The sequence below is a fragment of the Myxococcus qinghaiensis genome, assembly GCF_024198215.1.
GTDB lineage: Bacteria > Myxococcota > Myxococcia > Myxococcales > Myxococcaceae > Myxococcus > Myxococcus qinghaiensis.
Genome location: NZ_JAKCFA010000007.1, coordinates 242,721 through 256,873 on the forward strand (window position 1 = coordinate 242,721; position 14,153 = coordinate 256,873).

A 14,153-nucleotide genomic window follows, 5' to 3' on the forward strand; every position below is an offset into this window, starting at 1 on the left:
CTGGATGTTCCGCCATCCGACAGGTGACAGCGGCCCGCCCCATGAGGCAGTCCGAGCCGGGTGATGAGGCGCACTCGTCCATCTGGGTGGGCCTCGTCTCAACACTCAGTGCAGTCCCACCCGGCTCACGGAGACCGAGGAGATTTGATCATTCCACGGTCCACCGGGCACGGCGTTGACCTCCCGCACGCTCGAGGACGTGGTGAAACACCGACCCGTCTGGTTCGGGTGCTCGCACAGCGTCGCCTGATACGGGCCCAGCACGGTGACGGAGCTCAGCGAGTCATCGAAGCCGACATCACTCAGCCAGCCGACGCTCGACGTCAGTCGGACGACGTTCCCCTCCTGGTTGATGTGCTCGTGCAGATACACGCCGTCGTAGGCCGAGTAGCCCTGGACCGCGTATGTGTAGTCACCCGACGACGTCTTGTAGCCCCGCCCGAAGTCCGAGTACGCCCAATTGGAGAGCCCGCCCGGAGCGCGCTTCACCACCACGGACCAGAGCTGGAACGGGAACCGCGAGCTCAGCCGCGAATGGAGCTGAGACGCCCTGTCGCCCGAGCCTCCGGACAACCCACCGAGCTGCCCGTTCACGTAGCTGGCCAGATACCCGGGGCCCACCACGCTTGTCACCGTGCGCGTCGGGAAGGCCACGTGCGTGTAGTCATCCATGGAGTCGGACTGGAAGAACGCGCCCTCGTGGTGCATCCACCCGCCCCACTCCCGCTTCAGCGCCATCACATGCCAATTGCGTCCGGGCGCGGCGTTCTGGAGGAACGCCTGCATCCCATGCCAGCGCGACTCCGCGTCGCCGCCCACCGTGTACGCCGTGTTCCGGAAGATGGGGCCGAAGTCCGCCGGCAGTCCCTGGGAGGACGGCAGCAGCCGGACGTTGAGCGACAGGATGGCGTCAATCAATCCCGCACCCGGGAAGTCCATCATCATGATGCCCGCGCGCTGCGCCCACCCGCCCACCAGGTGGTCGATGGCATAATCATTCACGCCGCGATAATTGATACCCAGGATGTTGATTCCTCCCGCCACATGTAAGGGATAGGCCATGGCGGACGAACCACTCAGGAAGTTGATGGACAGGGTGGACGGCGAGGCGCCCTGCGTCCTGTCCAGGTGCGCCCGGACCTTGTTCCACTTGTCGTCGATATCCCCGAGCTGCGACACCGTCCAGTCATCCTGGAGGTTCACCGCGCCCCAGGGAATGCCGTACGTCCCTCCGGCGAAGTCGTCGACAATCACAATCCTACCGCGCACCTCGCCCAGCGTGGGCACATGCGAGCCCCGCCAGAGATAGGGACTGTAGGCAGGCTGGTCGCGATACCACTCGAAGGTCTGCGCGAAGCCGCGCGTATTGTCCTCCTCGGTGTGCTCCCGCTTCACCCGCATCACCACCGTCTCGGTGGGATGTTCGTTGAGGAACTGGATGGTCGTCTGGAGGACATCGTCGAAGTTGACATGCAGATAGACGACGCCGTGGTGGATGGTGAAACGGTCGCCGATGTGCCGACAGCGGATATCCAGCGCCCGGATGCCCGCGTCCAGCTGCTGTCGCAGCCCCAGCGACTGCGTCTGCGTCAGATCTCCCCCATAGGATTGATAGGCCATGGTGTCGTGAGTCCCAGGCAACGACAGGGCGCCCAGCCCCGTCGAGCTGGGAACCCAGCTCATCCACGAGGGATGACTCGTCTCGATTCCTCCGGAGTGGTTGTAGTACCGCCCTCTCGCCAAGGCGGGCGCCGCACCGACGACCAGCCCCAGGGCCACCAGGAACGCCAGGGAACGAAGACCCGCGACAGGTAAAGACAGCGTGGACATGGATGTCTCTCGTTGACGTGTGAGCAAGCGGCGGCAACACACCCTTACCCACGAATGGACACACCAGAAATGAGGGCTGCGTGTAAAACAACTCTAAAACAGGAAAACCAACTTATATATCAAAACCGCTTGAAACACGAATAAACGTGGTGCAATGAAAGAGCCCCCTTCTTTAGAAAGGTCGTGCTCTTGAGAGGCAATGTCTGGAGGACGTTCTGCGCGGCGTGGGTTGGCGCCGGTCTCATGGCTTGCGGTTCAGTGCAGCCGGAAGGTGAAGCACCCCCAGCGGAGGCCAAGGACGCGGACGTCCAGGCCGCGCTGGCGCGACTGCCGGAAGTCGAGGTGGTCGGACAGCAGGAAGGAGTCCCGTTCCTGATTCGCGGTGAGCTGGGGCGCCTGGCGACGGACGGTGTGTCCGCGCAGCGGGCCCGCTCCGACTCGGGCGCCGAGGCGCGCGAGGCCCTGGCGGAGATCGCCTCCGCCTTCCGCCTGCGCAACGACGACCTGGTGTTCCGCCGCGCCACGGTGGACGCGCAGGGTCGCAAGCACCTGCGCTTCCGGCAGCTGGAGCAGGGCCTGCCCGTGGTGGGCGGTGAGCTGGTGCTCCACGCGGACCCGCAGGGTCTCATCTACGCGGCCAACGGCTCGGCTCGCGGTGGTACGGCGCCCTCAGCGAAGGCGTCGGTGGCCTCGGAGGCCGCGCTCACGGCCGCGCTCGCCGGCACGTCCGTCGAAGGCGCCAACGCCGAGGGCGCTCCCACGCTGGTGTTCCTGCGTCCCGAGGGCACCGAGGAGCTCCGCCTGTCGTGGCAGGTGCGCCTGGTGGGCACCCGCGAGGGAATGAAGGCCGATGACCTGGTCTACGTCGACGCGCAGCGCGGCGGCGTGCTGGCCACGCATCCCCAGATTCACGCGGCGCTCAACCGCCGGGTGCACAGCGCCAACAACGGCAGCACCACGCCGGGAACCCTCCGTCGCAGCGAGGGCCAGGCGGCCACGGGCGATGCCCACGTGGACATGAATTACGACCAGTTGGGGACGACGTACAACTGCTACCAGACGCTGTTCGGCCGCGACTCGTACGACAACGCGGGCGCCGCGCTCATCAGCACCGTCCACTACGGCAGCAACTACGTGAACGCGTACTGGGACGGCACCCAGATGGTGTACGGCGACGGCGACGGGGTGAATTCCATCGAGCTGGGCAAGGACCTGGACGTCACCGTCCACGAGCTGACCCACGCGGTGACGGACACCGAGTCGGACCTCATCTACTCGGGTGAGTCCGGCGGCCTCAACGAGTCCATGTCCGACATCTTCTCCGGCGTGTGCGAGAGCTGGACGCGCAGCTGGGCCACGGACGCGGACGTGTTCATGGTGGGCGAGGACATCTGGACGCCGGGCGTCGCCAACGATGCCCTGCGCTACATGGACGACCCGGCCAAGGATGACGTGTCGCTGGACTTCTACGGCGACTACTCGTCCGGCGTGGACGTGCACTACAGCTCCGGCATCAGCAACCTCGTCTTCGCCCTGCTCTCCAAGGGTGGCACCCACCCGCGCGGCAAGACGACGAACGTCGTCGCCGCCATTGGCCCGGAAGCGGCCGGCCGCATCTTCTACAAGGCCAACACGGACCTCTTCACCCCGAGCACCACGTTCGAGCAGGCCAAGGCGTACACCGTCCAGGCCGCGCAGGACCTGGGCTACAACGCGGCGATTGTGCAGGCCGTGACGGACGCGTGGGTGGCCGTCGGTGTGCCGCCCCCGCCCCCGGTGACGTCGCCGCTGAGCAACGGCGTGCCGGTGACGGGCCTGTCCGGCAGCTCCGGCAACAAGAAGTACTACACGCTGGAGGTCCCCGCGGGCCGCGCCTCGCTGGTCGTCACCACCACGGGTGGCACCGGTGACGCGGACCTGTACGTGCGCTTCGGCGCCGCGCCCAACTCCGGCACCTACGACTGCCGCCCGTACACCAGCGGCAACGCGGAGACGTGCACCATCAACAATCCGCAGGCGGGCACCTGGTACGTCATGGTCAACGGCTACACGGCCTACTCCGGTCTGACGCTGACGGGCACGTACTCGGGCGGTGGCGGTGGCGGCACGCCCACCACGGAGATGGCGACGGGCTCGGTGGCGCGCAACACGAACGTGCGCTACGGCCCGTACACCGTCGTGCCGGGCACCACGTTCTCCGTGGCGATGACGGGCACGCGCAACCCCAACCTGTACGTCCGCTTCGGCTCGCAGCCCACCACCAGCGCCTACGACTGCCGGCCGAACCTGTCGGGAGCGACGGAGACGTGCACGCTCACCGTGCCCGCGGGCCAGACGGCGGCCCACGTCATGGTGCGCGGCGCCAGCAACCAGGCCGCGACGTACAACCTGACCATCAACTACACGAAGCCGTAGCACCGGCTTCACGCTGAGCCTCACACGGCGGGCGGCTTCCCTCGGGAGGCCGCCCGTCGTGCGTTGTGCTCGGGCGAGCAGGAGGACGAGCGCATGGGCCGCCGGAGCCCCCCTTGTCGTGGGTGCTTGCGCGTTCCCATCCTGCCCGCATGCTCAAGCTCGACCACTTCGGCTTCGTGACGAAGGACCTGGAGAAGAGCGTGCGCTTCTACGAGGCGTGCCTGGCTCCGCTGGGACTTCGCCTCATGGAAGGCGGCGACGGGTTCGCGCTGTTCGGCACCGACGCGAAGTCGCCCTTCCTCTGGATAGGCACGCTGATACCGGAGACCTGGACGGACCAGCACGGGCCGGGACGCAGCCCCCTCCACATGGCCTTCTCCACGACGGACCGCGCGGAGGTGGACGCGTTCCACCGGCGCGGGCTGGCCGCGGGAGGCCGGGACAATGGCGCACCCGGGCCTCGCGTCGGCGCCTTCACGTACTACGCGGCCTTCCTGTTGGACCCGGACGGCAACAACATCGAGGCCTGCGTCCGGGAGACGTGACGCCGCTGCCTCAGGGCGCCTGTCCGGACAGCACCCGCTCCAGCGCGGCCGCCTGCTCGCGCTCTTCGGCATTCGAGCTCCGGCCCGCGCGCTGGGCGTGAACCTTCGCCCGTTCCGGCTCCGTCTTCGCCAGCGCCAACGCCAGGTCCAGGTTCGCTCGCGGATGGTCGGGGTGCGCCTCCAGCACCGGCGCCAGCACCTGCGCCGCGCGCGCGTCCTCCCCTCGCTCCAGCAGGGCAATCGCCAAATCGCACGCCGGGCCGGGCTCCGTGGGGGCCTTCGCGTGGACCAGCTCCAGCAGCTCCTCCGCCCTCGCGCGCTCCCCCACCACCTCCAGCGCCCGTGACAGCGCGTGCATCACCCCCGCATCCCCCGGGGCCTCATGGAGCGCGGCCTCCAGCAGCCGCTTCGCCTCCTTCCCATCCCCCGCCTCCAGCCGCGCCACTCCGTCGCGATACAGGTCCGTGCCCACAAGCCCTCCTTCTCACAATGCGGTGCGTTAATCCCAAGGACGCAACTTCCACCCTACAGAGTGCGACAAACCAAGAGAAGCTTTCCCCCGGGTCCTCCATGCTCGTACGCAATCCCCCCGTCGCCCCCCGCCGCCCGCTCTCCAACAGCGCTGAGACGCCGACCGCCGAGCGCGCCAACACGGCGGTTCCGGTCCGGCCGAACACCCAGGACACCTTCGCTCGCGGCACCAGCGCGACGGAGCGCACGGCCAAGGTCGGCGCCGCTCCCGCCGGGGACCACGGCAAGCTGATGAACGAGTACCTGACGGGTGCTCGTCCTCCCCCGGCCGACTTCGAGAAGGTCATGGGCTACAAGCCCTACGCCATCCAGACGAAGCACGGTCAGCGCATGCAGGACCCGCACGGCTCCGCGTCCGCGCCCGGCAAGATTGGCCCGGACAAGGAGTTCGACCCGGCCGCGAAGACGCACGACTACGGCTATGACCTGCTGCGCTACTACGACCGCAAGGGCACGCCCCTGGACGGCAGCGCGCGCAAGGCGGCCGACGCCCTGTTCCGCAAGGACCTCTTCAACTACGCCAATGACCAGAAGGGCTTCGGCGACAAGCTGAAGTTCAAGACGTGGGCGCAGATCTACGCCACCGCGGTGGAGCTGAACTCCCGCGTGCAGGGCTACGGCCCTCCGTGACGTCAGGCAGAGGGGCGCGGCGGCTGTTGTCGCTCGCGCCCCCCTGGCTTCACTGCATTCCGTAGCGCCGCAGCTTGTCGTAGAGCGTGCGCAACCCGATGCCCAGCCGCTGCGCGGCGCGCTTCCGGTTGCCGCCCTCGTCCGCGATGGCCTGGTCAATCGCCATCCGCTCCAGCTCCTCCAGCGTCTTGTCCGGCAGGCGCACGGTGCCCGAGGTGGGCTGGACCGTCGTCGCCGGCGCGCTCGTGGGGTCCAGCCACAGGTGACGCGACTCCACCACCGCGCCGTCCGCGAGGATGGCCGCGCGCTCCAGGGCATTGCGCAGCTCGCGCACGTTGCCTGGCCAGGAGAAGGCCTCCAATCGCTCGGACGCCTCTGGAGACAACTTCAGCCCCGGGCGCCCCAGCTCGTCGCCAATGCGGCGCAACAGCAGCTCCGACAGGGGACGCAGGTCCTCGCGGCGCTCACGCAGCGAGGGCATCCGGATGGGAAACACCGCCAGCCGGTGGTAGAGGTCCTCGCGGAACTCGCCGTGGGCCATCATCGTCTTGAGGTCGCGGTTGGTCGCCGCCACCCAGCGCACGTCCGCCTCCAGCGTCCGCGTGCCGCCCACGCGCTCGAAGCGCCGCTCCTGGAGCACGCGCAGGAGCTTGGCCTGCAGCTCCGCCTTCAGCTCGCCCACTTCATCCAGGAAGAACGTCCCGCCCTGGGCCAGCTCGATGCGACCGCGCCGCTGCGCCACCGCGCCGGTGAAGGCGCCCTTCTCGTGGCCGAACAGCTCGCTCTCCAGCAGCGTCTCCGTCAGGGCCGCGCAGTTGACCGCGACGAAGGGCCCCTCCGAGCGCTCACTCCACTGGTGCAGCGCTCGCGCGGCGACCTCCTTGCCCGTGCCGCTCTCCCCCACCAGCAACACGGTGGCCTGCGTGGGTGACACCTTGCGCAGCGCCTCCACCACCGGCTCCATCGACGGCGCGCCCCAGCTCAACACCACCTCGCTGGTGGACTGGCGCACCTCCGTCTTCAGGTTCAAGAGCGCGCGGCGCTCCAGGGCCCGCGCCACCGTCAGCCGCAGCTCGGCCGGGCTGCCCACGGGCTTGAGGAGGTACTCGAAGGCGCCGGCCTTCATCGCCGACACCGCGCTCTCCACCGAGCCCACCGCGGTGAGGACGACGACCTCCACGTCCGGCTGCTCCTCGCGCACCTTGCGCAGCAGCGTCAGCCCGTCCATCCCCGGCATCCGCAGGTCCGTCACCAACAGGTCCACGCCCTGCTTCGCCAGGAGCCGCGCGGCCTCTTCGCCGTCCGCCGCCTGCGTCACCACGTGGCCTTCGACCTCCAGCGCCTCCGCGATGAACGAGCGCACGCCCTCCTCGTCATCCGCCACCAGGATGCGCGCCATGGCTCAGGTCCCCCTCGCCGGGACGGTGAGCCGGAACTCCGCGCCGCCGCCAGAGTGAGTCTTCGCGCTCACGGAGCCGCCATGCAGCTCCACGATTCGGCGGGTGATGGCCAGCCCCAGCCCCACGCCGCGCAGCCGTCCGGTGACGAAGGGCTCGAAGATGCGCTCCTCGTCGCCCTTCGGAATGCCCGGCCCATGGTCCCTCACGATGAACACGAGCGACTGGCCCTCCTGCGCCACGTCCACCTCCACCGGCTGCCCGGCCGGGCTCACCTGCACCGCGTTGCGCAGCACGTTCTCCAGCGCCTGCTGGAAGCGCCCGGGGTCCAGCTCCCACTGCGCGTGGGCCGGCAGGTAGTGCGCATTCACGCTGGCCTCGCCCGTGGCCTCCACCGCCGCGCGCAACACCTCGTTGGGGTCCGTCCCGGTGCGCCGCAGCTCTCCGCTGCGCACGAAGGACAGCAGGTCATTCATCAACTGCTCCAGCCGCACCGCCTCGCCGACGATGCGGTCCGCCTTGGGACGCAGCACCTCGTCCCGCTCCACGCGCTCCGCGAGCAGCTGCGCGTGTCCCTTGAGTGAGGCCAGCGGGTTGCGCAGCTCGTGCGCCAGCACCGCGGACATGGTGCCCAGCGCGGCGAGCCTCCGCCCGCGCTCCAGCTCCGCCGCCAGGGCCTCGCGCTGCGCCAGGGAGCGCGAGAAGGCGAAGGCCAGGCCCAGGATTCCCACGCACGACACCGCGGCGATGAACAGCAGGCGCTGCGCGCGGTCCGTCAGCTCCAGCGCGGTGACAGGCTCGTACTCGTAGCCGATGCGCAGGTTGCGGCGCGGCTCCTGAGGAGTCGCCGCATCCACGGCACTGGGCTCGCCGCCGTTCGTCGCGACGGCTGCCTCCGGCTTGGGCTTGCGCAGTCGATGGATGAAGCGGCCCCGGCCCGCCTCGATGCGCAGCAAGGGGCCGTCCTGGATTTCTCCCAGCGAGCCCTCACCCGCCGACTCCAGCACCTTGCCATCCTCGATGATGGCCACGTAGCGCAGGCCCCCTTCCCGGTTCGCTTCCAGGAAGGCATCCAGGGATTGCTGGCTCGGAACACCGGTGCCCTCCCGGAAGGCCTCCAACCCGGCGAGCATCAGGACGTTGGCCATGCCTCGCACCACCAGCGAGGACGACTCCATCGCGGACCTTCGGATGAAGAGCACCGCGGACAGGAGCACCGCGCACATCAGCCCCGCCGCCACCCAGGGCATCCAGGGACCGCGCGGCCTCCAACGGGACGCGCCGCTCATCGACGATGCCCCTTCTCGAGGTGAATCCCACTCCATGAGGTGCCTCCGCTCGCTGCGAACTCTGCATGCACGGTGCGGAATCCGCACTTCCTTCTCTCATGGCGCGGCGCCACGCGGGCGACCTCTTGGCTGGTTGCTGTCGAGCCCATGTGCATGTCTTCCCGAGGGTGGGCGCGGCGAGGGGGCCGCGGCAATGGAGGTCGAGCAGGCCGCGACGCGAGCCGCGCTCACCCGACGCGGCCTCCTTGTGCAAGCACGAGGCCCAACCTTCACGCGGCGCACGTGCCCCCCTTCATGGAGCGCGGACCCCGCGCCGCGCGGCCGAGGCCGGCCCAGGCCGTGCGGACCGCATGCGGAATCCGCACTCGTGCGGCGCTTCTCGCGGGCCCGGCGCGGGTTTCCCCTGAGATTTCGATGTGTTGAAAACTGGCAAGGCGCATGCAGTCACCCTGCTTCGGAACGGCCGGACGCGCCAGATGCGCACCGGCCCTCAACGGGACAAGGCTGCGATGACGATGCTCAAGAGAGCGTGGTTCAAGAGACGGCCCCACCGGATGACGGCGCTGACGCTGAGCCTGCTGGGCCTCGTCGCGACGCCGGGAATGGGCGCGGCGCAGGCGCCCACGCCCACCACCGGCACGGAGCAGAACACCGCCCAGACGCAGAAGGCTCCGGCCGATGCGCCCACCCAGAAGGCGGCCCAGAAGGATGCCCCCGCGGCGGCCCAGGCCGCGCCCCAGGACGGCGCGCAGGCGCCGAACCCCGCGCAGAGCCTCACGGCCCAGATCGCCGCCGAAGGCGTGACTGTCACGCTGGAGGAGGCCATCGCGCGGGCGCTCAAGACGAATCCAGCGGTGGTGCAGGCCGAGGGCTCCGTCACCAACGCCGAGGCCGCGGAGCTGAGCGCGGTGGGCGCCTACATCCCATCCCTCTCGGCGAGCGCGTCTGGCGCGCTCTCGAGCAGCCAGCGCATCCTGGGCGACACGGGCACCGTCGTCTCCGGCTCCAGTGACACGTACGGCGCGGGCCTCTCCACGTCGTGGAACGTCTTCACCGGCGGGCAGCGGAGCGCCACGCGCAAGCAGACCCGCGCGCAAACCGGTGCGGCGGGGGCCCAGCTCACCGCGCAGCGCGCCAGCGCGGTGCTCGACGTCCAGCGCTCCTTCTACGAGGTCCTCCGGGCTACGGGCCTGGAAGAAGTGGCGCGCTCGCGCATCGAGCGGGCCAAGCAGAACGAGGATGCGGCGGAGCGGCGGCTCGCGGTGGGCTCGGCGACGCGCTCTGACCTGCTGCGGGCAAAGCTGGACCACACCACGGCCCGCGAGGCGCTGCGCACGGCGGAGACCCAGCGCACCTCGGCGGCCCTGTCGCTGGGACGCCTCATTGGCGAGGACGGTCCGGCCCAGGCCAAGGCCGACGAGAACCTGGGCCCCAAGCCGTTCACCCTCACGGAGACGGCGCTCATCACCGAGCTGGAGTCCAACGCGCCCGCGGTGCTGGCCGCGGCCTCCACGCTGCGCGCCTCCGAGGCGGGCGTGAGTGTCGCGAAGGCGACCTACCTGCCGAACGTGCGCCTGACGGCCGGCTATGACTGGCTCAACCAGGACCCGAGCTTCACCGGTGGCAGGACGAGCTGGTCGGTGCGCCTGGGCCTGTCCTACCCCATCTTCGACGGCTTCCTGCGCGAGGAGCGGGTGCAGCGGGCCAGGACGCAGGAAGTCACGTCCATGGCGCAGCTCGCGGACACGCGGCGCGCGGTGAGGTCGGGGGCCAGCCAGGCGCTCGCCCAGCTTCGCCTCTCGGCGGACCGCATCACCCTGTCCGAGCAGTCCGTGGAAGTGGCGCGCGAGGACCTCAAGGTGCAGGAAGAGCGCTACCGTCTGGGCGCGACCACCATCCTGGAGCTGCTGACGTCCCAGGAGAACCTGGTCCAGGCGGAGATCAACCTCGTGTCGTCTCGGTTCGACTACCGCATCGCGCGCGCGGAGCTGGAAGCGCTCGCTGGGAGGCCGCTGTGAGCACCGCCATGGAGAGCAACGCGCCGACGCGGGACATCTCGGACGTGGTCATCCGCGCGGAGGGCCTGCGCAAGGACTACACGATGGGCTCGGAGGTGGTGCGCGCGCTGCGCGGCGTGGACGTCACCATCCGCCGCAACGAGTACGTGGCCGTCATGGGCCCCTCGGGCTCTGGCAAGTCCACGTTCATGAACCTCATCGGCTGCCTGGACGTGCCGAGCGGCGGGCAGTACTGGCTCAACGGCCAGCCCGTCTCGGGCATGACGGAGAACGCGCTGGCGCGCATCCGCAACCGCGAGCTGGGCTTCGTGTTCCAGAGCTTCAACCTGCTGCCTCGCGCCTCCGCGCTGGACAACGTGGCGCTGCCGCTGGTGTACGCGCGCGTGCCCAAGAAGATCCGCCTGGAGCGCGCGGCGGCGATGCTGGAGAAGGTGGGCCTGGGCGCACGCAAGGACCACCGGCCCAACGAGCTGTCCGGCGGTCAGCGCCAGCGCGTGGCCATTGCCCGCGCCCTGGTGACGCAGCCGGCGCTGCTGCTGGCGGACGAGCCCACGGGCGCGCTCGACAGCAAGACGGGTGAGGAGATCATGGCCCTCTTCGGGGAGCTGCACTCCCAGGGCCAGACGTTGATGGTCGTCACGCACGAGTCGGACATCGCGGCGTACGCGCAGCGGGTGCTGTTCTTGAAGGACGGCGTCATCGAGCGGGACGAGCTGAAGCGGAATTGAGCCGGACCGCGCCTGGCGCGGCCACGAAGACCTGGAGGACGTCGTGAGCAAGGCGAAGAAGATCATCATCACGGGTGTCGCGGCGGTCCTGATTGGAGCGGGCGTCTGGGTCACCCAGCGGAGCACGGAGCCCAAGACGCCGGAGCGCTCGGCCGCCGTGGCGGTGGTGGAGCGCCGGGACATGGAGGTCGTCGCGGAGTCCGCCGGCCTGGTGGAGCCGCTGCGCGTGGTGGAGGTGAAGTCCAAGGCCTCCGGTGAGGTGCTGCGCGTGATGTTCGACACCGGCGACAAGGTGGAGAAGGACGCGCTGCTCGCGGAGATAGACCCGCGCGACGTGCAGAACGCGCTGGCCCAGGCCCAGGCGGATTTGGAGTCCGCGCGGGTGCGGCTGAGCACGACGTCGGCCCAGCGCCAGCGCATGGAGACGCTGCGCCAGTCCGGCTACGTCACCCAGCAGGAGTTCGAGACGACGGTGGACGCCTACGCCACCGCGCAGGCGGCCAAGGTGCGCGCGGAGACGAACCTCCAGCTCGCCAAGGAGCGCAGCCGCGACGTCACCATCCGCGCCCCCAGCGCCGGGACGCTGCTGGAGCGGACCATCCAGCCCGGGGTGATCATCGCGTCGGCCACCTCCAACGTGTCCGGTGGCAGCACGCTGTTCAAGATGGCGGACCTGTCCGTCATGCAGGTGCGCGCCAAGGTGGACGAGACGGACGTGGGCCAGCTCAAGGCGGGCCTCAAGGCGCGCGTGACGATGGAGGCGTACCCGGGCAAGACGTTCGTCGGTGAGGTCGTGAAGATCGAACCCCAGGCGCTGGTGGAGCAGAACGTCACCCTCTTCCCGGTGCTGGTGCGCCTGGACAACCCGGACGGCCTGCTGCGCCCGGGCATGAACGCGGAGGTGGCCATTGAAATCTCCCGCCGCCGCGACGCCATCACCGTCCCCAACTCCGCGGTGGTCAGCCTGCGGGATGCGCGCGCCGCGGCGCTGGCGGTGGGACTCACGGAGGACTCGGTGCGCTCGCTGATGCGTCCGGCGGGAGGCTCCGGCGAGGGCCGTGGCCGGGGTGGCTCGGGCACGGGTGGCACGAGCGCGGCGCCGACGGCCGGCGCCGAGGGCACGCCGCCGGCCGGAGACAAGGGCGCCGTGGGCGCGGGAACAGTCACTCCGGTGAACGTGGCGACGCCGGCGACGGCCGGAGCGCAGGAAGGCCCAGGCGAGGGGCGGCGCAACCGGGGCGGGCGCGAAGGCGGGCAGGCGACGGGTGACACGCGGCCGGGGCTCGTCTTCGTGCAGGGGCCGAAGGGGCCGGAGCCGCGCAAGGTGATGCTGGGCCTGAGTGACTGGGAGAGCTCGGAGGTCGTCAGCGGGCTGGAGGCGGGCGAGCAGGTGCTGCTCGTGTCGGTGGCGCAGCTCCAGCAGCAACAGCAGCAGCGCAACGAGCGGATGAAGGCGGCGACGGGCGGAATGATGCCGGGCATGGGTGGTCCGGGTGGTGGGCGCGGCGGTCGTTAGTCGGCAGTCGGTGGAGGAGGAGGCAGGTCATGGGTGAAATCATCCGGGTCGCGTTCGACGCGGTCCTCGCCAACAAGCTGCGCTCGCTGTTGACCATGCTCGGCATCGTCATCGGCATCGCGGCGGTCATCACCATGGTGGCGCTGGGCGAGGGAGCCCAGCGCTCGGTGGAGCAGCGCCTGAAGACGCTCGGGACGAACGTCCTGACGGTGCGTCCCGGACAGTCCTTCTCGGGAGGCCTGGGTCGAGGTCAGGCGACGATGACCATCGACGACGCGGAGGCGCTGCGCACCAACGCCAAGCACATCCAGGCCGTGGCGCCGGAAATCGAATCGCGCTTCCAGGTGGAGTACGGCGCGGGCAACGCGAACCTGTCGGTGGTGGGCACGTGGCCCGCCTACTTCGGCATCAACGAGTCCAACATCGTGGCGGGCCGGCTGTTCACCGATGCGGAGGACCGGGGCCGCCGACGCGTGGTGGTGCTCGGCGCGCTCGCGGGCGCGCAGCTCGGCCTGCGGGACTCCGCTGCGTTGGTGGGCGAGACGGTGCGCATCCGAGGCATCCCCTTCGAGGTCATCGGCGTACTCGCGGAGAAGGGCTCGCAGGGCTTCTCCAACCCCGACGAGAGCCTCTACATCCCGCTGTCCACCGCGCAGTTCCGGGTGATGGGCAGCGACCGCATCCGCTCCATCGCCGTGCAGGCCGCCACCGACAAGGGCATGGATGACGCGATGGCCGAAATCGACCTCAAGCTGCGCCGGGAGCACCGGCTCCGCCCAGAGGAGCAGGCCGACTTCAACATCCGGGACCAGGCCTCGCTGCTCGCGACGGTGCAGGAGACGACGCAGACCTTCTCGCTGCTGCTCGCCGGAATCGCCGCCATCTCCCTGTTGGTGGGAGGCATTGGCATCATGAACATCATGCTCGTCTCCGTGACGGAGCGGACGCGCGAGATTGGTCTGCGCAAGGCGCTGGGCGCCACGGGCACGGACATCCTGCTCCAGTTCCTCGTCGAGTCCCTGGTGCTGTGTCTGGCTGGTGGCACGCTCGGCCTCATCTTGGGCGTGGGAGGCGCGGCGGTGCTCCAGAAGCTCATGGGGTGGACCATGGTGGTGGCCCCCGAGGCCATCGTGGTGGCCATCGCCTTCTCCGCCTCCGTGGGCGTGTTCTTCGGCATCTGGCCCGCGCGCCGTGCCGCGAGCCTGGCCCCCATCGAGTCGCTCCGCTACGAGTGACGCCCGCGCCCGGGAGCAC

General features: G+C 69.7%; 11 protein-coding genes. 7 read left to right on the forward strand and 4 right to left on the reverse strand.

The window, feature by feature from the left end:
* Positions 1–105: 105 nt before the first annotated feature.
* The gene (locus LZ199_RS14970; protein ID WP_253994357.1) at positions 106–1,830 is read right to left on the reverse strand and encodes a phosphatidylinositol-specific phospholipase C; all 1,725 of its coding nucleotides are present in this window, start codon (positions 1,828–1,830) and stop codon (positions 106–108) included.
* A gap of 243 nt (positions 1,831–2,073) precedes the next feature.
* On the opposite strand from LZ199_RS14970, the gene LZ199_RS14975 reads away from it, so the two are divergent.
* Complete coding sequence (locus tag LZ199_RS14975) at positions 2,074–4,245, forward strand: M4 family metallopeptidase (protein ID WP_253994358.1); 2,172 nt, start codon at positions 2,074–2,076, stop codon at positions 4,243–4,245.
* Positions 4,246–4,394: 149 nt separating this feature from the next.
* Positions 4,395–4,790, forward strand: a complete 396-nt coding sequence (locus tag LZ199_RS14980) for a VOC family protein (RefSeq protein WP_253994359.1) — start codon at positions 4,395–4,397, stop codon at positions 4,788–4,790.
* Positions 4,791–4,800: 10 nt separating this feature from the next.
* Here the strand turns inward: LZ199_RS14980 and LZ199_RS14985 are convergent, their stop codons facing one another.
* Complete coding sequence (locus LZ199_RS14985) at positions 4,801–5,262, reverse strand: tetratricopeptide repeat protein (protein WP_253994360.1); 462 nt, start codon at positions 5,260–5,262, stop codon at positions 4,801–4,803.
* 98 nt (positions 5,263–5,360) lie between these two features.
* Between LZ199_RS14985 and LZ199_RS14990 the strand changes: the two genes are divergently transcribed.
* The gene (locus tag LZ199_RS14990; protein ID WP_253994361.1) at positions 5,361–5,951 is read left to right on the forward strand and encodes a hypothetical protein; all 591 of its coding nucleotides are present in this window, start codon (positions 5,361–5,363) and stop codon (positions 5,949–5,951) included.
* Between the two features lie 49 nt (positions 5,952–6,000).
* Here LZ199_RS14990 and LZ199_RS14995 read toward each other — a convergent pair whose 3' ends face one another.
* Together LZ199_RS14995 and LZ199_RS15000 are read right to left on the reverse strand one after the other, a co-directional pair.
* Positions 6,001–7,350, reverse strand: coding sequence for a sigma-54-dependent transcriptional regulator (locus tag LZ199_RS14995; protein ID WP_253994362.1), 1,350 nt, complete (start codon positions 7,348–7,350; stop codon positions 6,001–6,003).
* Between the two features lie 3 nt (positions 7,351–7,353).
* A complete protein-coding gene (locus LZ199_RS15000; protein WP_253994363.1) occupies positions 7,354–8,637 on the reverse strand; it encodes a sensor histidine kinase in 1,284 nt (427 codons plus the stop codon).
* A gap of 509 nt (positions 8,638–9,146) precedes the next feature.
* On the opposite strand from LZ199_RS15000, the gene LZ199_RS15005 reads away from it, so the two are divergent.
* Genes LZ199_RS15005 through LZ199_RS15020 form a run of 4 tightly spaced genes read left to right on the forward strand, consistent with a single transcriptional unit; the run spans position 9,147 to position 14,134 of the window.
* Complete coding sequence (locus LZ199_RS15005) at positions 9,147–10,655, forward strand: TolC family protein (RefSeq protein ID WP_253994364.1); 1,509 nt, start codon at positions 9,147–9,149, stop codon at positions 10,653–10,655.
* Positions 10,656–10,663: 8 nt separating this feature from the next.
* On the forward strand, positions 10,664–11,383 hold the full coding sequence (locus LZ199_RS15010) for an ABC transporter ATP-binding protein (RefSeq protein WP_253994565.1): 720 nt from the start codon (positions 10,664–10,666) through the stop codon (positions 11,381–11,383).
* 43 nt (positions 11,384–11,426) lie between these two features.
* Complete coding sequence (locus LZ199_RS15015) at positions 11,427–12,899, forward strand: efflux RND transporter periplasmic adaptor subunit (RefSeq protein ID WP_253994365.1); 1,473 nt, start codon at positions 11,427–11,429, stop codon at positions 12,897–12,899.
* A gap of 29 nt (positions 12,900–12,928) precedes the next feature.
* A complete protein-coding gene (locus tag LZ199_RS15020; protein WP_253994366.1) occupies positions 12,929–14,134 on the forward strand; it encodes an ABC transporter permease in 1,206 nt (401 codons plus the stop codon).
* The last annotated feature ends 19 nt before the right edge of the window (positions 14,135–14,153 follow it).